Here is a 19,702-nt window from a genome sequence, read left to right as displayed (position 1 = left end):
ACGAATTCTTTCGAAATCGCCGCGCGAAACGAAAACCCCGAACGCCCTCGCGCCTCCCAGCGCCAAACCATCCGAAACGCCCTCGTTCGGCGAGGCGCAACCATTTCCGTTCCGCCCAATAATGACAATATCCAATAGGGTGGGTCAAAACAATCTATAGAGTAGTAGATGGCGCTCTTACAGGTAGTTTATGCGGCGCCGCAATTTCGGGCGGTCCTATCCGCGCCGGAACCCCTCCGAATCCCGTGCGACGATATGAACTGAGCATTATTCAGAATGTTGTGGCATGAGCTGCGCCTATCGATCAGGCGCCGCTGCCTCGAACACACCTCCCCGGCCGGGCTGTGACAGAATGACTTGAGCCGCAGCGCGGCGCCGTTCAGCGGGTGGCGCTTCCCGGCGCTGCAATGGTCGTCTCGAGCGCATTGCGCAGATCCGCCGCGCCTCTGTCGCGCGCGGTGAGCGGCGCCAATCCGAAACGCGTCTCGATCGTCGCCAGAATCGACGCCGTGTCATAGATCGTGCGATCGACGAATCCCTTTTTCGCAAAGGGTGACAGAATCAGCGTCGGCACGCGCGTTCCGGGACCGAAGCGGTCGATGGTCGGCGGCGCGACATGATCCCAGGCGCCGCCGTTCTCGTCGGCGGTGACGATGATCAGCATGTCCTTCCAATTCGGGCTGCGCCGCAGCCGGGCGACGACCTCCGCGAGATGCGCGTCGCCGGTCTTCAGATCGGCGTAATTGGGATGCTCGTTGAATTTGCCGACCGGCTTGTAGAAGGACACGGCGGGCAGCGTCCCCTCCTCCGCGGCGGCGAAGAAGTCGTCGGCGTCCTTCAGATGCCGCTCACGCGCCTGCGTGCCGTCCGCGAAATTCGCGAAATAGAGGAAGGGCTGGTGATGCGTCTGGAAAAACTCCGGCGCGGCGCGCTGGCGAATGCGCCCGGCGCGCATTTCGTTCCAGCCGCCGGCGTACCAGGCCCATGACACGCCCGTTTCGGAAAGTCGGTCGCCGATCGTCGGCAGCGTCTGCGGCGGCAGGCCGAACCCGGGCGGCGTGGCCGCATCGAGCGGCGACAGCGGCGTCGGCGGCTGCAGCGTGCTCACCGCATAGCCGTCGCTGGTCACCGGGCCGGGCTTTCGATAGCGCGGCGCGCCGAGCCGCGCGCTGCTCGGCGAATCCGCGGCGCGGGCGAGCAAGCCGGTCGTCTCGTCGACCTCGGCGATCAGCGACGGCGGCGCCGCGGGAAACGTCGGCGTGCAGGCGCAGACGAGGAACATATGATTGACGAAGGAGCCGCCGAAGGCGCCGTGGAAGAAATGATCGGCGAGCGTGAACTCCTCCGCGAGACGCCATTGCGCGAGCGAGCGGCCGTCGTAATAGCCCATGACCAGCCCGCCGGCTCCGGAAACGGCGGCGAAACGGTCCATCTTGCCGCCGTCGATCTGCTCCTTCTCCTGGAAGAAGTCATGCGTCAGATCCGGCGTCTTCTCGGCATTGGGCAGAAAGGCGTCGATCGGGAAAGGCGCATTGGGAAGCACCGCGGGAAAGCGGCCGTCGACGCCCTTCTCGCCGCGAATGGGCGGCAGCTCGCCGAACGGCTTGCCGTCGACGTCGATCTGGGCGAAGCGATCGGCGCCGATGCCGAGCCCCTCGGCGCCGGGATAGAGGCCGAAGACATTATCGAAGCTGCGGTTCTCCGTGTAGATCACGACGATATGGCCGATCGCGGCGAAAGGATTCGACGCCTCCTGTGCGAGAGCGGAGCCGCCGAGGCCGAGGAGCAGCGGCCAGACGGAGGCTTTGGCGAAAACTCGTGAGAGCGTCATGCGCGGCTCCGTTTCGAAATGGCCGTGTCGAAGCATAAGAACACAAACGTACGATTTCGTGACTGCAAAGGCGTGACCGCAAGAAAAATTCATGACCTTGCAAGAAAAAAATTCGTGACCTTGCAAGAAAAAGCCTCCGCGCGAGACTGCGCGGAGGCTCTGCCTATGCTCGGGCGAGGAACGCTCCGAGGAGCGCTCAGTGAGCCATTTTCATGCCGAAATCCTGCTGCGGATGCGGCGTCGCATTGGTGCGCGCCGGCAGGAGCGGATAGTCGACATGCGGCTGCTCGCCGGTCAGCGCGCCCAGGAAGGCGACGATCGCCGTGGTCTCGTCCGGCGCGAGCTCGACGCCGAGCTGGCTTTTCGCCATGATCGAGACCGCCTCCTCCAGCGTCCACACCTGGCCGGTGTGGAAGTAGGGAGCGCGCAGCGCGACATTGCGCAGCGGCGCGACGCGGAAGGAGAACACATCCGCCGGGCTCTTGGTGACGGCGAAGCGTCCCTTGTCGGCATCCGGCAGAACGGCCGGCGCCGGCTTCTCCACCCCGCCGAACTGCATGTAGCTGCCGCCGCCGACGTTCACGCCGTCGTGGCAGCCGCTACACCCCTTGTCCATGAAGAGGCGCAGGCCCTTCTTCTGGGTCGCGTCGAGCGCCGCCTCGTCGCCGCCGAGGAATTTGTCCAGGCGCGAGTTGGGCGTCACCAGCGTCGATTCGAAGGCCTCGACCGCCTTGGCGAAATTGTCGAAATTGGCGGCCTTGCTATCGCCGGGGAACGCCTTCTGGAAGGAGGCGACATAGCCCGGGATGCTGTTCAGCGTCGCCTCGACATTGGCGGGCGTGTTGTTCATCTCGACGCCGGCCTGCACCGGCCCCTTGGCCTGCGCCTTCAGATCCTCGGCGCGGCCGTCCCAGAACTGGGCGACGTTGAACACGGCGTTGAGAACGGTCGGCGCGCGACGCGGGCCCTTCTGCCAGCCATGGCCGACAGAGGTCGAGCCGGCGTCGACGCCGCCGAGGCTCAGATTGTGGCACGAGTTGCAGCTGATGAGCTGGCTCGAGGAGATGCGCGGATCGAAGAACAGCTGCTTGCCGAGCTCGATTTTGGCGGGCGTGAGGTCGTTGTTCTTGACGGCCTTGGCGGCCGCGGCCGGGGTGATGGGCTTGAAGACGGCGTTGGCGTCCGTCCGCAGATCGCCGGCGATGGCGGCGAACGGGAACAGCGCCAGCACGCTCAGCGTGGCGATGAATGCACGTGACATTTTCCGAGGGCTCCTCCGATTGGGAAACGAGCGTGCGCTGCGAAACAGCCTCGGCCCGAACCGCCGCCCGCCTACCACAAGCTGGGCTCTCGGGCAAAGGCGATTATGCAGCAAATTACGAGAAATCATGTAATTGCAACTATAACGCTGCTATTTTCGCGAATATGTCGAATTGGCGACACCTCTGCCGCCGCAGATATTGCTTTCGCCCCGGAGCGCGCAAATATTTTTGCGCTGCACAGCTCCAGTTGCTGGCCGAGGCGAAGATGAAATCTCTCCGCGAATCGTGAGAAGCCTTGCCGATTAGAAAAATTCCAGGCAGGATCGAGACCATCGCGCCGATGAAAAGAAGCGGGTCCATCCGACAGGGCGCGACGAGTCGGGGAGGAAGACATGGCCGTGCGCAAGCGCGCCGCGACGATGCTCGCGGCAATGCTCAGTCTTTCGAACGCGGGTTTCGCGAACGTGGGTTTCGCGGGCGTCGCTGTCGCCGAGCCGCTGGGCCTGCCTCCGGTCCCCATCCCCCCGGACAATCCGCAGTCGAGCGACAAGATCGCCCTCGGCAATCGGCTGTTCCACGATCTGCGTTTCTCCTCGGACGGCGCGGTCGCCTGCGCCACCTGCCACAAGGACGACCACGCCTTCACCGACAGTCCGCTGCGCACCTCCGAGGGGATCCGCGCCTCCGACGGAATCGGCAAGAAGACCGGCACGCGCAATGCGCCGACGATCATCAACTCGGCCTATTTCACGACGCTGTTCTGGGACGGACGCTCCGCCTCGCTCGAGGATCAGTCGCAGCACCCTTTCCTCAATCCCGTCGAGATGGGCTTGGCCACGCATGAGCCGATCCTCGCCATAGCGCGCACCGATCCCTTTTATGTCGAGCTTTTCAAAAAAGCCTTCGGCAAGACCGGCGACGGCGTGACGATGGAGGAGGTGAAGAAGGCCATCGCCGCCTATGAGCGCACCATCGTCTCCGCCGATTCGCCTTTCGACCACTGGCGCTTCGGCCATCAGGAGAATGCGATATCGGAGGCCGCCAAGCGCGGCTTCGAGGTGTTCGTCGGCCAGGGCCGTTGCGTCTCCTGCCATGTGATCGAGCAGGATCAGGCGCTGTTCACCGACAATCGCTTTCACAATATCGGCGTCGGCATCAATCGGGCGCAATTCGACGTGCCGCGTCTCTCCGCCGAATTCCTGACCGCCAAGGCGAAAGGCGCGGACGTCGACAAGGCCGTGCTGACCGACCCTAAAACCTCCGAGCTCGGACGTTTCGCCGTCACCGACCAATTCGACGTCATCGGCGCCTTCAAGACGCCGACTCTGCGCAATGTCGCGGTGACCGCGCCCTATATGCACGACGGCTCGCTGAGGACGCTGAAGGATGTCGTCAAGCATTATAATAATGGCGGCCGCAGCGAGGGCGATCCGGCCCAGGTGAATGATTATCTCTCCGGCGGCATTCGCCCGCTGAACCTCACCGAGCAGCAGATGGACGATCTCGTCGCCTTCATGGAGACGCTCACCACGCCGGCCTATTTCGGCGCCAAAACGAGATGAGCTGAACGCGGCGCGATCGCGAAAAGGGAGCCGAGCAGATGAGCGAATTCGTCACCAGACGCAGCGTGCTCGCCGGAGCCGGCGCCGGCGCGGCGCTGACCACTCTGCCGATCAGCATGGTCACGCTCGCCTTCGGCGGCGAGCGGGAGGACTTCACCTTCACCTATATTTCCGACGCGCATATCCAGCAGATCAAAGGCGCGAGCTTCGTGCGCAATTGGGACCAGGGGCTGAAACGCGCCGTCGCCGAGGCCAATCTGGTGAGGCCGGAATCCGATTTCGTCATCTTCGGCGGCGATCTCGCCCAGCTCGGCAAGCGCGAGGAGCTCGACCACGGCGCCGAAATGCTCTCCAAGCTGAAAGGCAGACTGCACGCCGTCATGGGCGAGCACGATTATTATCTCGACCTCGGCGATTATTGGAGCAAGCTCTACGGCCCGCATTATTACAGCTTCGATCATAAGGGCGTGCATTTTGTCGTGCTGAACTCGATTTTGACCAGCGAGCAATGGACCTTCCATCGCTGGCCGACGGCCGAGCAGCGCATGCTGGAGATGGCCGGGCTCGACAATCCCAATGGCTCGCCCTTCATGGTCGGCGACAAGCAGCGCAAATGGCTCGCCAATGATCTCGCCAAGCTGGACAAGAAGACGCCGCTCGTCGTCTTCTCCCATTCGCCGCTGCAAAAGATCTACAAGGGCTGGAATTTCTGGACCGACGACGCCGAGGAGGTGCAGGCGCTGCTCGCGCCCTTCGACAGCGTCAATGTCATCTACGGCCATGTCCATCAGATCCAATACAATCAGATCGGCAACATCAGCTTCAATTCGGTGATGGCGACAGCCTGGCCCTGGCCCTATCCGCAGAGCTATGCGCAGGCGGAGAGCCATCTGCCCGTGCTCACCATTCCGATGAACCGCGCCGATCCCTTCTTCGAGCGCGACGCCACCGGCTGGCAGCTGATCGACATGGGCTCTGGCCGCGTCACCGCGCGCTATCAGCTCTGGGACAATGATCAGCGCACCGTCGCCTTCGATCACAAGGCCGGGCATCCGGTCGATGTCGCCTATCAGGAGCCGACGCAGCGTCGTCTGCCGCAAAATCAATATTGATCGGAGTTCGCAATGCTTCGCTCGACACTGCTTCTCGCTCTCGGCCTCGCGACGATCGGCGCGACGGCGACGCGCGCCGACGAATTCACCAAGACCGATATCGAGCGCTATCAGAAGGAATTCGATCTGGTGGCGGCGAAAGGCCGCGAGCTATGGACGAGCGGCGCGCTCGGGACCAATGGCGTCGCCTGCGCGCAATGTCACCCCAACGCCGCCAACACGCACCCCGAGACCTATCCGAAGTTCCAGAAGCAGCTCGGCAAGGTGGCGCAGCTGTTCGAGATGGTGAATTGGTGCATTCGCAATCCGCTCCAGGGCGCCAATCTCGCGCCCGACGATCCGCGCATGACGGCGCTCGTCTCCTACATCACATTCGAGCGGCGCGGCGTGAAGCTCGCGCCGGGTCAGCATTGAGGACGGCGGGATCGAGGAGACGCGCCATGTCGAAATCCTTCGCTCTCGCCCTGCCCGCTCTGCTGATCGCGGGCGCAGCCTTGGCCGCGGCAAGCGACCAGCCGGGCGCGGACGCGGCCGGCGTCGCCGGCGCATCGGCCCCGGTCGAGGCCGCAGCGGCGCCGTCGCCCTGCGCGGGCTGCAGCGGTCACGACTGCGCCAAATGTCCGATGGCGCTCGCAGCCGCGGCGGCGCAGGAGAGCGCGCCCGCGCCCGCGCCGATCCGTTGCAGCGTCGACTGAAGCGTTTCTACTCCGACGCCGTCGCCACGACCGGCGAGGCGACGAAGGGAATGCCGAAAAAGCTCTCGTCGTCGGCGCCCGCGGCCTTGTGCAGCTCGAAGGCGTCCTTCCAAAAGGCCGTCTCCGAGTCATCGGCCGGGCGGTAGGTGCATTTGGCGTCAGATTGGCCGGCTTGGAGCCATTTCCGGCTGTTGCGCACGAAGCGATCGAGCGCTTTCTGATCGGTCGGGCGAATGACGCATCTGGGGACGCCATCGACCATGACGACTTGCGGCAGCATGTCCGATCTCCGACAAAGGGCCGAGTCCCCGTGAAAGGACCGAGGCCCGTCTGATTGCTTGTCTCAGAATTAGATAGCAATCGACGTGCCATGCGCCGGCCAGCGCAGCCCATGCCCCCTTCGGCTCAGCCCATTTCCCCTTCGGCTCAGCCGATGTAATCCTGCACCACATTGCTGAGAATGCGGTTCACATCGTCGACGGTGGAGAGGTCGTAGCGGCTGGTTTTCTCGCCCGTCGCCTCGTCGTCGCGCTCGAATTTCGGATGGCCGAAACGGATCGTCGTTCCCTCGATCTCGAAGGGAATCGGCAGCGGCTCCTTCAGCGGGCGCGAAACGAAGAGCAGACCCATCGCCTTCTGCTCGACGGCGCTCGCCTTCAGCGCCAGATCGACGCCGAACTTCGGGCCGATATCCTTCTTGATCGAATCGTCGAGAAAAGCGATCCAGCGGAAAAAGCTGTCGAAATTGCGCCGCGCAGCGGCGAGCACCTGCTCCTCCGCCTTGGCGAGGCTCGCGCTCGGATCGGTCATTTGTCTTGTCCCCGGTCGCCGGCGCCCGTCGCCTGGCAGTCCGGGATTTACGCGAATTTCGTGCCGCTAGCGCGCTTTCTACGTCAACGGAATCGTTCCGGCGGTGAAAACTCGCTCCGAATGAACGGCTAGACCGCGCGGGCGATCTCATAGGCGTGAACATGCGTCGCGGCGATCTCCAGAACGGGCGCCTCCACGCCGGCCCGATGCGCGCGCGCGAGCATGTCGCCGAGTATATGCTCGCCCTCCGTGCGCCCTCCCCGCTCGATGTCGCGCAGCATGGAGGATTTGAGCGGCGAGCCGCGCCGCATCAATTCCACGCGGAGCGCGGCGAATGTCTCCGTCTGCGGCGCGTGGCGCTCGGCGCGCGCGACGCTCTCGCATTCGGCGAGAAGGCGCAGGATCAGCGCCTCGCCCGCGGGCGTCTCCAGCACGGTCCCTATGCTCGCGCGCATGAGGCTGGTGATTCCGGCGAACGTCGCCAAAAACACGAATTTATCCCAGAGCTCCTGCTCTATCTCGCTCGAAAGACGCGCCTCGACGGGCGTCTGCGCGAAAGCGGCGTGCAATTCCGCGAGCCGGGCGTCCGTCCCGCCGTCGCGCGCGCCGAAATCGATGCGGTTCAATTCGCCGAAATGCCGGATGACGCCACCCTCGTCGAGCGTCGCGCTGATCCGCGCCACGCCGCCGAAGACATGCGCCTGCGGAAAGCGCGACGCGATACGATCGAGATGCGCGAGACCATTGAGCAGCGGCAGCACGCCCGTGCCCGGACCGACCGCTCCCGCGATCGTCTCCAGCGCTTCGTCCAGATCATAGGCCTTGCAGGTCAAGATCACGAGGTCGAAGGGCGCGAGCGTCCTCGGATCGAAGACCGCTTTCGCCGCGAGCCGCGCGCCGCCGAGCGCGCTCTCGATCGCGAGCCCGTGCTCGGCGAGGAGCCGCGCCCGCGCCTCCCGCACGAAAAAGGTCACATCCGCGCCGGCCTCCACGAGCCGTCCGCCGAAATAGCCGCCGACGGCCCCTGCTCCGAGGACAAGCGAGCGCATGTCAGGCGCCGGTCGGATAGTTCGGGCTCTCTCTCGTGATCGACACGTCGTGGACGTGGCTCTCGCGCAGGCCGGCGTTGGTGATGCGAACGAATTCCGCCTTGGCCTGGAACTCGGGGATGGTCGGCGCGCCGACATAGCCCATGGCCGCGCGCAGCCCGCCGGCGAGCTGATAGAGGATCGGCGCCACTGGCCCGCGGAACGGCACGCGGCCCTCTATGCCTTCCGGCACCAGCTTGAGGCTCTCCTTCACATCCTGCTGGAAATAGCGGGCGGCCGAGCCCGCCTCCATCGCGCCGACGGAGCCCATGCCGCGATAGGATTTGAAGGAGCGGCCCTGATAGAGGAACACTTCGCCGGGGGCCTCCTCGGCGCCCGCGAGCAGCGACCCGATCATCACGACCGAGGCGCCGGCCGCGATGGCCTTGGCGAGATCGCCCGAATATTTCACGCCGCCATCGGCGATGACCGGCACGCCGAGCTTATGCGCCTCCTCGGCGGCGTCCATGATCGCCGTGAGCTGCGGCACGCCGACGCCCGCCACGATGCGCGTCGTGCAGATGGAGCCGGGGCCTATGCCGACCTTGACCGCATCGGCGCCCGCGTCGATCAGCGCCTTGGCCGCTTCCCGCGTCGCAATATTGCCGGCGACGATCGAGACTTTATTGGAGACTTTCTTGATGCGGCCGACCTGATCGAGCACCGCCTGCGAATGGCCATGCGCCGTGTCGATGACGATGAGATCGACGCCGGCGTCGATCAATTGCAGCGCGCGCTCATAGCCGCGATCGCCGACAGTCGCGGCGGCGGCGACGCGCAGGCGGCCCTCGCCGTCCTTGGCGGCGTGCGGATGCAGCGTCGCCTTCTCTATGTCCTTCACCGTGACGAGGCCGACGCAGCGATAATCCTCGTCGACGACGAGCAGCTTCTCGATGCGGTGCTGATGCAGCAGGCGGCGCGCCTCCTCCTGGTCGACGCCCTCGCGCACGGTGATGAGCTGCTTGGTCATCAGCTCGGCGACCGGCTCGCGCATATTATCGGCGAAACGCACGTCGCGATTGGTAAGAATGCCGACCAGTCTGCCGGCCTTCTCGCCATGGCCGCGCTCGACCACCGGAATGCCGGAAATGCCATAGCGCGCCATCAGCGCCAGCGCATCGGCGAGCGTCTCGTCCGGATAGATGGTGATCGGATCGACCACCATGCCGCTCTCGTAGCGCTTGACCTTGCGCACCTCGGCGGCCTGGGCGGCGGGGGTGAGGTTTTGGTGGATGACGCCCAATCCGCCGGCCTGCGCCATGGCGATGGCGAGCCGCGCCTCGGTCACCGTGTCCATGGCCGAGGAGATGATCGGCAAATTGAGCGTGATGTCGCGCGTCAGCCGCGTCGAGATATCGACCTGCGACGGCATGACCAGCGAATGGCTCGGACGCAGCAACACATCGTCGAAGGTCAGAGCCTCGTGCAACGGCGGTCGTGCGTAAGATGTCATGGAGCCAACTCCCTCGGGGGCGCAAAAACCGGCCATGCTCGAGGCCGGACGACGAAAAAACGGCGACGCGAGCCGTCTTCCGGGTTGGCGCGTGCTCATAGCACCAATGTGACGGAAGGCAAAATCTGCGCGAGACGGCGGTGGACAACTCGATCGCAGCCGCCGTCGCCGCCTCCCCGCTCTCCCCCACTTCGCAGGAGAGAGCGCCCTGTCAGACCTCCTCCAGCGCCGCCGCTTCCGCGCTCGTATCGAATTGCAGACGCGCCAGCCGCGCATAGAGGCCGCCGTCGGCCACGAGACTGGCGTGTGTCCCCTCCTCGACGATGCGCCCGCCGCTCATCACCAGAATGCGAGACGCCTCCAGCACGGTGGCGAGCCGATGGGCGATGACCAGCGTCGTGCGGCCGCGCATCACATCATGCAGCGCCTCCTTCACCAGCGCCTCATTCTCGGCGTCCAGCGCCGAGGTCGCCTCGTCGAGCAGCAGGATCGGCGCATCGGCGAGAATGGCGCGGGCAATGGCGAGGCGCTGGCGCTGGCCGCCAGAGAGCGTGACGCCCCGCTCGCCGATCTCGGTGTCATAGCCCTGCGGCAGAGCCTCGATGAATTGCGCCGCTTGCGCGCGCTCGGCCGCCGCGACGATCGCGTGTCGCGGAACGCCTTCGCGGCCATAGGCGATATTTTCCGCGACCGTCATGCCGAAAACGACGGGGTCCTGCGGCGCCAGCGCGATGGCGCGACGCAATTCGAGCGGATCGAGCGCGCGCAGATCCACGCCGTCGATGGTGATCGCGCCCGCCGACACGTCATAGAATCGCTCGAGCAGCTGGAAAACCGTCGACTTGCCGGCGCCCGACGGGCCGACGATGGCGACGCGCTCGCCCGGCGCGACGGAAAAGCGCAACCCCTCGACGGCCGGGGCGCCCGCGCTCGCCGGATAAGAAAAGCCGACGTCGTCGAAGACGATGCGGCCGCTCACCGGCGCAGGCAGATGCAACGGAACGGCGGGCGGCTCGACGGCGGGGCGAACGGCGAGAATCTCGCCGATGCGGCCGGCGGCCCCAGCGGCCGCGGACACCTCGCTCCAAACCTGCGACAGTTCTCCGAGCGAGCTCGCCGCCAGCACGGCGTAGAGCACGAATTGCGAGAGAACGCCGGTGGTGATGCGGCCCGCCAGCACATCCTGCGCGCCGAACCACAACATGGCGACAACGCTGCCGAAGGCGAGAAAAATCGTCACCGAGGTGACCAAGGCGCGCGTCTGCGTGGCGTCGCGCGCGGCCGTATAGGCCCCTTCGGCGGCCTCTGCGAATCGCTCTGCCGCGACCTGCTGCGCATTGCAGGCCTGCATGGTGCGCACGGCCGCGAGATTTTCGGTGGCGTAGGCGCTCGCCGCGGCCAGCCGATCCTGCGCATGGCGCGAACGCCGCCGCATCACGCGTCCCGAGGCGATGAGCGGCAGGATGATGAAAGGAATCGCCGTGAGCGCGACGCCGGTCAGCTTCGGACTCGTCAGAATCATCATCGCCACCGCGCCGGCGAACATGAAAATATTGCGCAATGCGATCGAAACGGAGGAGCCGAAGACGGATTTCAGCTGCGTCGTATCGGCGGTGAGGCGCGAGGTCAGCTCGCCCGTTCTCGACTTGTCGTAGAAGGAAGCGTCGAGCAGTGTGAGATGGCGGAAAAAATCGCCGCGCAGATCGGCGACGATTCGCTCGCCCAATGTCATCACCAGATAATAGCGCGAGCCCGAGGCGAGAGCCAGAATCGCGACGACGACCACCATCGCGCCGAAATAGGCGTTCACGGCGGAAGGATCGTCGCTGGAAAATCCGTGATCGATCATGCCGCGCACGGCGAGCGGCAGGGTCAGCGTCGAAAGCGCCGCCACGCCCAGCGCGACCAGGGCGAGCGCGATTCGGCCCTTGTAGCGAAGGGCGTAAGGAAGGAGGGGCGCGAGCGCGTCGAACGCGCGGCGCCAGGAGCGAGACTCGGGGGAGGCGGTTTCGGCTGTCATAGCGCGGGATATAAGCGCCGAGGCGGAGTCATTCCAAGCCGGATCGCGCCGACTCGCCGATTTTGCGATATCGCGGGCCTCGGCACGCGCGGCGCCAAGCGATTGAATCGGTTCGATATGGGAAAAAACGCCGCATTTTCTTGAAAATCGGCGCGCGGAGCGAACTGGACAGTCGACAAGGTTATGTTAGGCTCGCCATCGTCGACAAGACAGCCCCGCAGAGAGGGGCAGGAGCGCACCCGCCACCGAGCAAACGATAAGGCGGGACGTTCTGGAAACCAAAGGAGTGACACCAATGGCTGAACGCGAATTCGAACTCAACACCACCGTCTATATTTTCGCGGGCGTCGGCGCCCTTCTGCTCGGCGGCCTCGGCGCTGCTGGCCTCGGCGGCGTCGCCAATACGCTTTCCGCGGCCATTGTCGGCGCGCTCGCCGGCGGCATCCTCGGCTTCTACTTCAAATAAAAGCACGAGCCGTTCGCTTCTCCCCCTTTGGGCGCAACACCGGGGTCCAGTCTGCAGGCTCCCTGACGACACGTCCGAATAGCAACGCCGGCGACCGCCAGTCGCTGGCGTTGCTTTTTGTCGACCCGCCTCTGCGTGAGACGCCGCGAGCGGCTCGACCTGCGCGCAAATAATCACAAGGCGCCGCCTGCGGTAAATGCGCCAGATTGTCGCGCCCCCCTCCTCAGTCGTCGAAGTCGAGGCTTTTCAAGCGGCCGAACACGCGGTCGGCGTCGAAGTGATCCTCCTCCTCGACCGGCGCCGGCGGCGGGCGCTTGCCGAAGACGTCCTCGGTCGTCGTCGGCTCGTGACGGGGCGCGGTCGTGATCTCGGCGGGCTGCAAGGTCTGGCCCTGCTCCTCGGGCATGGCGGGGCGGTCCTTGGCGGCGCGATTGACCTCGAAATCGAGATCGATCTGCGAGCAGAGGCCGAGCGTCACCGGGTCCATGGGCGCGAGCGCCGCGGAATTCCAATGGGTGCGCTCGCGCACCGCCTTCAGCGTGCTCTTCGTCGTGCCGACGAGGCGCATGACCTGCGCATCCTTGAGCTCGGGATGGTTGCGCACCAGCCAGAGAATGGCGTTGGGCCGGTCCTGGCGGCGCGACAGCGGCGTGTAGCGCGGCCCGCGCTGACGCTTGACCTCCGGAACCTTGACCTTGGAGACCAGGAGCGACAACCGATGAGCGGTGTCTCTCTCACCGCGCGCGATCTCCTCGCGCGAGAGCTGGCCGGAGGTGATCGGATCGAGCCCGCGAATGCCGGCGGCGACCTCGCCATCGGCGATGCCCTTCACCTCGAGCGGGTGGAGCTTGCAGAAATCGGCGATCTGGTCGAAGGCGAGCGACGTGTTCTCGACGAGCCAGACGGCGGTCGCCTTGGGCATGAGCGGAGCGTTGCTCATCGATCGATTCTCCTTCAGAGGTCAATGCGCCGCATGGCCCATGCGCGGATAAGCCGCGCCCGCGCCGCGGGGCCGAAGCCGCGATATTTACGGATAACCATGCGGGGAATGTTCTCCATATAGACCGGCCGCCCGCGAAGCGCAATCGCCGATCAGAGCGCTTTCGCGCCGCTCGGGCCCCCTCCCCGCGCCATTTTCAAACCGCTTCCCGCGCCAATTCAAACCCCTTCCCGCGCGATTTCAAACTCCTTCGCGCGCATGGGCTGGCCGCAATCCCCGCACGTAATCCGGCAGGGCCGCGCCGATCGCCGCGCCGAGCCGCGCGCCGTGACGATGAAACAACAGGCCGGCGGCGATCACCGCGACGCCGATTCCCGACAGAGCGAAGGGAAAGAGAATCGAATCCTTGAACACCTCCGCCGCCAGATGGCCGAGATAGAGCGTGACCCCGAAAGCGCCGAAAACGGCATAGGCGCGGCGCATGAACACCAGCGACAGCAGCAGCAGCCCGAGATTGATCGCGCAATAGAGCGCCTTGCCGATCTCGTCGCCGCTGTGCTGCGCCGTCAGCCCGCCCCAGAAGGCCAGAAGCCCGGAAAGATGCAGCCAGAAGGCGAAGTCCCCGCCCCGCCACCGCTTCAGATCGACGAGCCAGGCCACAGCGATGACGAGCGCGCCGAAAGCAAGGCTCACATTGGCGCGCTGCTGATAGGAGAAATGCTCTTCGCCGACCAGCCAGGGCGCCAGATCCATCGACATGAACCACAGAGCGAAGGCGATGATCATGGTTAGGAAAGGAAAGGGGAAAAAGACGAGGGCGACGAGCGCCGCCGCAATGGTCCCGAGCTCCATGGGCAGCCAGCTCGAGCTGATCCAGACGTAAAAATCACGATAGGGCGCGGCTTCGGTCGGATCATGGCCGCCGAGCAGCTGGAGGGCGAAGACGAGCAGCGGCGCCATGGAGACGGCGCAGGTCACCAGCAGTCCCGCGGGCGTGCGCAGGCCGCGACGCCGCCACAGCCAGGCGCCCGCCGCGGAAAAGCCGAGGCCATAGGCCAGCGAGGTGAGCATGAGCGCGCGCGGGCCCCAGAGGCCGAAGGCGGTCGTGCTGAACAGGCTCATCGCGCCCATCACGATCAGCGCGCCCATATACCAGAGCACATTGACGACATCGAAGCGCGCCGCGCCCTCCGGCGTCGCGCCCCGCTCGGCCGATTCGCGCTCTGCGAGAAATCGCGTGAGCCGCTCATGGGCGGCGGCGTCTATGATCCCCGCCTCGCGCGCCGCGCCGAGATCGTCGGTGGTGAATTTCGATCGGGCCATTGCGAATTCTTTCCGTAAGAAAAGCCTTCGGGCGCGGACGCGGCCTCGGCTGCGCTTTCTCACGCGGACTATAGCCGTCCCGCCCCGATTTCGCCCCTGCATAGAGCGCCGATGGGGACGAAAATGTGTGGCGCCGCAATCGGCGGTCGAGGTCGGGCGCGCGGCGGGCGGCCGCGGGATCGTCTCACCCCCTATTTGACAGGACGCCCCCCTTTTGCCCATGTTCGCGCCCCAACCGCGGGCCGGGCCCCCGGCAACGCCCCAGGCGGGCCGCCCGCGACCGGATTTCTGAAGGACTGCTCGATGAATGTCGTCATCGTCGAATCGGCCGCCAAGGCCCAGACGATCAACAAATATCTCGGCCGCGATTTCAATGTGATCGCCTGCTACGGCCATGTGCGCGACCTGCCGCCCAAGGACGGCTCGGTCGATCCGGCCGAGGATTTCGCGATGAAATGGGAGAGCGACGCCAAATCGGCCAAGCGCATCTCGGCGATCGCCGAAGCCGTCAAAAACGCCGACAAGGTCATTCTGGCGACCGATCCGGATCGCGAGGGCGAGGCCATCTCCTGGCATCTGCTCGACATATTGAAGAAGAAGAAGGCGCTCGGCGACAAGCGCGTCGAGCGCGTCGTCTTCAACGCCGTGACCAAGGACGCCATTACAGAGGCGATGGCGCATCCGCGCGAGATCGACCAGGCGCTGGTCGACGCCTATCTCGCGAGACGAGCGCTCGACTATCTCGTCGGCTTCACGCTCTCGCCGGTGCTGTGGCGCAAGCTGCCGGGCGCCCGCTCGGCCGGCCGCGTGCAATCGGTGGCGCTGCGCCTCGTCTGCGACCGCGAGCTCGAGATCGAGAAATTCGTCACCCGCGAATATTGGTCGCTCGTCGCCCATCTCAAAACCAAGGCGGGCGACGCTTTCACCGCCCGCCTCTCGGGCGCCGACGGCAAGAAGATCGCGCGACTCGACATCGGCTCCGGCCAGGAGGCCGAGGACTTCAAAAACGCGCTCGAGAGCGCGAGCTTCACCATTCGGTCGGTGGAGGCCAAGCCGGTCAAGCGGCACCCTTACGCGCCCTTCACCACCTCGACGCTGCAGCAGGAGGCCTCGCGCAAGCTCGGTCTCGCCCCCGCGCAGACCATGCGCATCGCGCAGCGCCTCTATGAGGGCGTCGACATCGGCGGCGAGACGGCCGGTCTCATCACCTATATGCGAACCGACGGCGTCGATATGGCCCCCGAGGCCATCGCCTCGGCGCGCAAGGTCATCGCCAAGGAATATGGCGAGCGCTTCGTACCGAAGGTTCCGCGCAAATATACGGTGAAGGCCAAGAACGCCCAGGAGGCGCATGAGGCGATCCGCCCGACCGACCTCTCGCGCCTGCCCAAGCATGTCGCCAAGCATCTCGAGCCGGAGCAGGCCAAGCTCTATGAGCTGATCTGGACCCGCACCATCGCCAGCCAGATGGAGTCCGCCGAGCTCGAGCGAACCACTGTCGACATCGACGCCCTCGTCGGCAAACGGAGCCTCGAGCTGCGCGCCTCCGGCCAGGTGGTGCGCTTCTCCGGCTTTCTCGAGCTCTATCAGGAAGGCCGCGACGACGAGGCCGACGAGGATGGCGGCCGCCTGCCGCCGATGAGCCCCGGCGAGCCGGCGACGCGCGAGAAGATCGAGGCAGGCCAGCATTTCACCGAGCCGCCGCCGCGCTTCACCGAGGCGACGCTGGTCAAGCGCATGGAGGAGCTCGGCATCGGCCGCCCCTCCACCTACGCCTCGACGCTCGCCGTGCTGCGCGAGCGCGATTATGTGCGCCTCGACAAGAAACGCCTGGTCCCCGAGGACAAGGGCCGCATCGTGACGGCCTTTCTGGAGAGCTTCTTTTCCCGCTATGTCGAGTTCGACTTCACCGCCGATCTCGAGGAGAAGCTCGACAAGGTCTCCAACAATGAGATCGACTGGAAAGAGGTGCTGCGCGACTTCTGGGCCGCTTTCTCCGGCGCCGTCGACGGCACCAAGGAGCTGCGCACCACCCAGGTGCTCGACAGCCTCAACGATCTTTTGGGCCCGCATATCTTCCCGGCCAAGCCCGACGGCTCGAACGCCCGCGCCTGCCCGGCCTGCAGCGCCGGGCAATTGTCGCTGAAGCTCGGCAAATTCGGCGCCTTCATCGGCTGCTCCAACTATCCGGAATGCCGCTTCACCCGCACATTGTCGCCGCCCACGGGCGACGCGGCGGAGGGCGCGCGTCCAGGCGTGAGGGTGCTGGGACAGGACCCCGACAGCGGCGCCGAGATCACGCTGCGCGGTGGCCGCTTCGGCGATTACGTGCAGGAGGGCGAGGCGACCGAGGAAGGCGAGAAGCCCAAGCGCTCCTCCATCCCCAAGAGCATCAAATCCGACGAGCTCACGCTCGAGCAGGCGATCCGCCTCTTGTCGCTGCCGCGCGAGGTGGCGAAACATCCCGAGAGCGGCGAGCCGATCCTCGCCGGCATCGGCCGCTTCGGCCCCTATGTCCAGCATGGGAAGACCTACGCCAATCTCGGCCGCGACGACGATATTCTCTCGATCGGCGGCAATCGCGCCATCGATCTGATCGTCACCAAGGAGAGCGGCGGCGGCGGCTCGCGCTTCGGCCGCGCCTCGGACCCGGGCCGCGCGCTCGGCGATCATCCGCAAGGCGGCGAGATCAGCGTGAAGAGCGGACGGTTCGGCCCCTATGTGAATTGGGGCAAGGTCAATGCGACGCTATCCAAGGGAACCGATCCGACGAGCCTGACGATAGAGCAGGCCGTCGAGCTGCTGGCCGCCAAGGCGAGCGGCGCCGCCGCCGCCAGCGGCAAGTCGCTCGGCGACCATCCGCAGGGCGGCGCCATCACCGTGCGCGCCGGCCGCTACGGTCCTTATGTGAATCACGGCAAGGTCAACGCCACGCTTCCCAAGAGCATGGGCGTCGAGGATGTGACGCTCGAGGACGCGATTCGGCTGATCGAGGAGAAGGGCGGCCCCGTGAAGGCGAAGAAGGCGCCGGCCAAAAAGGCCGCCTCCCCCGCCTCCAAGACCAAGGCCCCGGCGAAAAAGGCGGCCGTCAAGAAGGAGGTTGGCAAGAAGGACATCGAAGAGAGCGACGAAGTTCCCTTCGCCGATTCCGAGCCTGTGAAAAAAGCCCCCGTGAAAAAGGCCGCCGCCCCGAAGGCGCCGGCCAAGAAGCCCGTGAAGAAAGCCGCCTCGGGAAAGTGAGAAGCGCAGCCGCCGGACGGGCGGCCGCGCTGTCCCTCACTGCGACAGCCGTAGCGAGCCGAGCCCGGTGCCGATCGTCGAGAAGGCGAGGTTGAGGCTGGCGACGTCGGTCGCCGCGAAATAATGCGCCGTATTGGTGGCGCAGTTCTTCAGCAGCGTCAGACCCTGATCGTCGATCGGATCGCTCGGGATCGAGAAGCCGATCGTGAAAATCTCGACACCCGCCGCTTTGGCGTTCGTGCAGGCCTCAAGCGTCAGATCATCCTCGGCGACACGCGAGGTCGAGAGATAGCTGTATTTGCTACCGGCCGCCACGGTCAAGGCCGTCTGATAATTGACCCTGTCGCCTGACGTGCCATCTGGAAGCCGCGCGTTTGCCGAGCCATTATAGGTGTAGTAGCCGAGCGATTCATAGTCCGATCCGACGACGGTCCGGGTCTGCGTTCCCCAATTGTTGAATCCGTCGGTCATGAAAACCATGATTTTGTGATTTCCGGATGCGCTATAGGCCCTGCCCTGCGAGAGCGGCCCCACCGGAGAGATCGTCCGCCATCCCCACATGAAGCCGGCATGCAGGTTCGTATTACCGTTGGCGGCGAGCTGGCTGATCTTGCTATTAACAGACGTCTGTGTGGATGTGAGCTGTAGAACCGTCTGAGTCGAGTTGTCGGGGCAGAACTGGTTTGGACCGTAGAAGTCCGTTGGACCATAACTTCCGCGAAGCGAGCCGGTCGCGGAATATTTGCACACATGCGTAAGCTCGCTCCAATCGTCGTTTGCACTCTTGCTGCTGCAAGAACCATTGTCGTCCAGATAGCTATTCCCGTAATAGTTCCATCCATAGTCAGAGGCGTCCGGCTCGTCTGGAGCGAGATACGGGACGAAGAGCGTTTCTGCATTGGTCGTAGAGACCGACAAATCTTGAACATTGTACGGATAGGCCGGCTCTTCGAAACATCCGCGCCAATCGAGCGCAGAGTTACGGCTCTTGAGCTTGTTGAAAATGTCGAATCGGGTCTTGAATCCCGCAGCGGTGGCTGCGGTCTTGCCCCCGAAAGCGACCCAGTGCTGAGAATTGGCCCCGTTCAGATCGATCCACGAGAGTGCGCGGTTGGTCGACACAGTAGGGTCAAGGGCGACGACGCCACCCGCAAAGGGCGCCACCGAGAATTTCACCCGCCCCGGCGCCTTGGTGAACAAGGTGCCGACGAAGCTCGTCGCCGCAGTCTGCAACGCTTTGATCTTCGTCGTGCCGCTGGTGCTCTCACTCATCGAGCCGGAATTGTCCAGCACCAGCGCGATCTCGTAGGTGTCGGTCGAGCTGATGCCGCCCTGCAGCGCCGCGCAGGCGGTCACTTGCGTCGACATCGTGCTCGTCCGGGCGATCTGCATGATGGTGGTCGCGACCTGGGCCTGCGCCGAGATGCAGAGCGACAGCCGATCCGTGGCGATGGTCGCCGATGTCACCGTCGCCGTGGCGTTGCGGTAATTGGCGGTGAGATAGACCTGCGCCTGGCTGCGCGCCTGCTGGTCGGTCGTGGCGGTGACGATGCCCTTGGCCACGGCGAGCACAGCGGCGTCCGCCGCCTGCTGCAGCGATCCGCGCGCCGCGGCGATGCGGCCGTAATCGATGCCCGCGCCGATCATCATGATGACCGGCACGAAGCTCAGACCGAATATGATCGCGATATTTCCGCCGCGATCCTGAGCGAAAGAGCGAGCCGATTCGGATACAGGCTGCATTTTGGGGCTCTCGAGGTTTGTGCAAACAGAACAGCTTATGCTTACGAGAAATTTCTCATCCGGCCCTAAATCGATCCGGACAATTACGATTGACGTCCGATAACCTCGAGAAAGCGTAAACGGAGCGCGAAACATCGACGCGCGCCGGCCGGCGCTC

The 19,702-nt window shown here is 65.0% G+C and carries 16 protein-coding genes; 6 read left to right on the top strand and 10 right to left on the bottom strand.

The window, feature by feature from the left end; genetic code table 11:
• Window positions 1–379: 379 nt before the first annotated feature.
• Together acpA and VIF40_RS07695 are read right to left on the bottom strand one after the other, a co-directional pair.
• Window positions 380–1,831: an acid phosphatase gene (gene acpA / locus VIF40_RS07700; protein WP_331936943.1), complete on the bottom strand. Its 1,452-nt coding sequence runs from the start codon at window positions 1,829–1,831 to the stop codon at window positions 380–382.
• A gap of 196 nt (window positions 1,832–2,027) precedes the next feature.
• The gene (locus VIF40_RS07695) at window positions 2,028–3,092 is read right to left on the bottom strand and encodes a cytochrome-c peroxidase (RefSeq protein WP_331936942.1); all 1,065 of its coding nucleotides are present in this window, start codon (window positions 3,090–3,092) and stop codon (window positions 2,028–2,030) included.
• 393 nt (window positions 3,093–3,485) lie between these two features.
• On the opposite strand from VIF40_RS07695, the gene VIF40_RS07690 reads away from it, so the two are divergent.
• From VIF40_RS07690 to VIF40_RS07675, 4 genes are read left to right on the top strand one after another with little or no spacing between them, the layout of a single operon-like run.
• Window positions 3,486–4,655: a cytochrome-c peroxidase gene (locus VIF40_RS07690; protein ID WP_331936941.1), complete on the top strand. Its 1,170-nt coding sequence runs from the start codon at window positions 3,486–3,488 to the stop codon at window positions 4,653–4,655.
• Window positions 4,656–4,693: 38 nt separating this feature from the next.
• On the top strand, window positions 4,694–5,767 hold the full coding sequence (locus VIF40_RS07685) for a metallophosphoesterase family protein (protein WP_331936940.1): 1,074 nt from the start codon (window positions 4,694–4,696) through the stop codon (window positions 5,765–5,767).
• Window positions 5,768–5,779: 12 nt separating this feature from the next.
• Entirely contained in the window at window positions 5,780–6,181 is a 402-nt protein-coding gene (locus tag VIF40_RS07680) for a cytochrome C (protein ID WP_331936939.1), read from the top strand.
• A gap of 26 nt (window positions 6,182–6,207) precedes the next feature.
• Complete coding sequence (locus VIF40_RS07675) at window positions 6,208–6,462, top strand: hypothetical protein (RefSeq protein WP_331936938.1); 255 nt, start codon at window positions 6,208–6,210, stop codon at window positions 6,460–6,462.
• A gap of 7 nt (window positions 6,463–6,469) precedes the next feature.
• Here VIF40_RS07675 and VIF40_RS07670 read toward each other — a convergent pair whose 3' ends face one another.
• The 5 genes from VIF40_RS07670 to VIF40_RS07650 form a co-directional block, all read right to left on the bottom strand.
• On the bottom strand, window positions 6,470–6,742 hold the full coding sequence (locus VIF40_RS07670) for a hypothetical protein (protein ID WP_331936937.1): 273 nt from the start codon (window positions 6,740–6,742) through the stop codon (window positions 6,470–6,472).
• A gap of 146 nt (window positions 6,743–6,888) precedes the next feature.
• On the bottom strand, window positions 6,889–7,272 hold the full coding sequence (locus VIF40_RS07665; RefSeq protein ID WP_331936936.1) for a hypothetical protein: 384 nt from the start codon (window positions 7,270–7,272) through the stop codon (window positions 6,889–6,891).
• A 128-nt stretch (window positions 7,273–7,400) separates the two neighbouring features.
• A complete protein-coding gene (locus tag VIF40_RS07660) occupies window positions 7,401–8,321 on the bottom strand; it encodes a ketopantoate reductase family protein (protein WP_331936935.1) in 921 nt (306 codons plus the stop codon).
• 1 nt (window position 8,322) lies between these two features.
• Complete coding sequence (gene guaB, locus VIF40_RS07655) at window positions 8,323–9,813, bottom strand: IMP dehydrogenase (protein ID WP_331936934.1); 1,491 nt, start codon at window positions 9,811–9,813, stop codon at window positions 8,323–8,325.
• Between the two features lie 211 nt (window positions 9,814–10,024).
• Window positions 10,025–11,833, bottom strand: coding sequence for an ABC transporter transmembrane domain-containing protein (locus VIF40_RS07650; RefSeq protein WP_331936933.1), 1,809 nt, complete (start codon window positions 11,831–11,833; stop codon window positions 10,025–10,027).
• Between the two features lie 295 nt (window positions 11,834–12,128).
• On the opposite strand from VIF40_RS07650, the gene VIF40_RS07645 reads away from it, so the two are divergent.
• Window positions 12,129–12,299 carry a hypothetical protein gene (locus VIF40_RS07645; protein WP_331936932.1) on the top strand — a complete coding sequence of 57 codons (171 nt, stop codon included), beginning with the start codon at window positions 12,129–12,131 and terminating at the stop codon, window positions 12,297–12,299.
• Between the two features lie 223 nt (window positions 12,300–12,522).
• On the opposite strand, the gene VIF40_RS07640 is transcribed toward VIF40_RS07645, so the two are convergent.
• Window positions 12,523–13,239: a DUF1013 domain-containing protein gene (locus tag VIF40_RS07640; RefSeq protein WP_331936931.1), complete on the bottom strand. Its 717-nt coding sequence runs from the start codon at window positions 13,237–13,239 to the stop codon at window positions 12,523–12,525.
• 240 nt (window positions 13,240–13,479) lie between these two features.
• On the bottom strand, window positions 13,480–14,562 hold the full coding sequence (locus tag VIF40_RS07635; protein WP_331936930.1) for a hypothetical protein: 1,083 nt from the start codon (window positions 14,560–14,562) through the stop codon (window positions 13,480–13,482).
• 303 nt (window positions 14,563–14,865) lie between these two features.
• Between VIF40_RS07635 and topA the strand changes: the two genes are divergently transcribed.
• A complete protein-coding gene (topA, locus tag VIF40_RS07630) occupies window positions 14,866–17,802 on the top strand; it encodes a type I DNA topoisomerase (RefSeq protein ID WP_331936929.1) in 2,937 nt (978 codons plus the stop codon).
• Between the two features lie 36 nt (window positions 17,803–17,838).
• Here the strand turns inward: topA and VIF40_RS07625 are convergent, their stop codons facing one another.
• Window positions 17,839–19,680: a TadE/TadG family type IV pilus assembly protein gene (locus VIF40_RS07625; protein ID WP_331936928.1), complete on the bottom strand. Its 1,842-nt coding sequence runs from the start codon at window positions 19,678–19,680 to the stop codon at window positions 17,839–17,841.
• Window positions 19,681–19,702 lie beyond the last annotated feature (22 nt).

It is taken from the genome of Methylosinus sp., assembly GCF_036560965.1.
GTDB lineage: Bacteria > Pseudomonadota > Alphaproteobacteria > Rhizobiales > Beijerinckiaceae > Methylosinus.
Note: the sequence above shows the minus strand (reverse complement) of the source record. Positions and strands in the feature narration are given on the sequence as shown.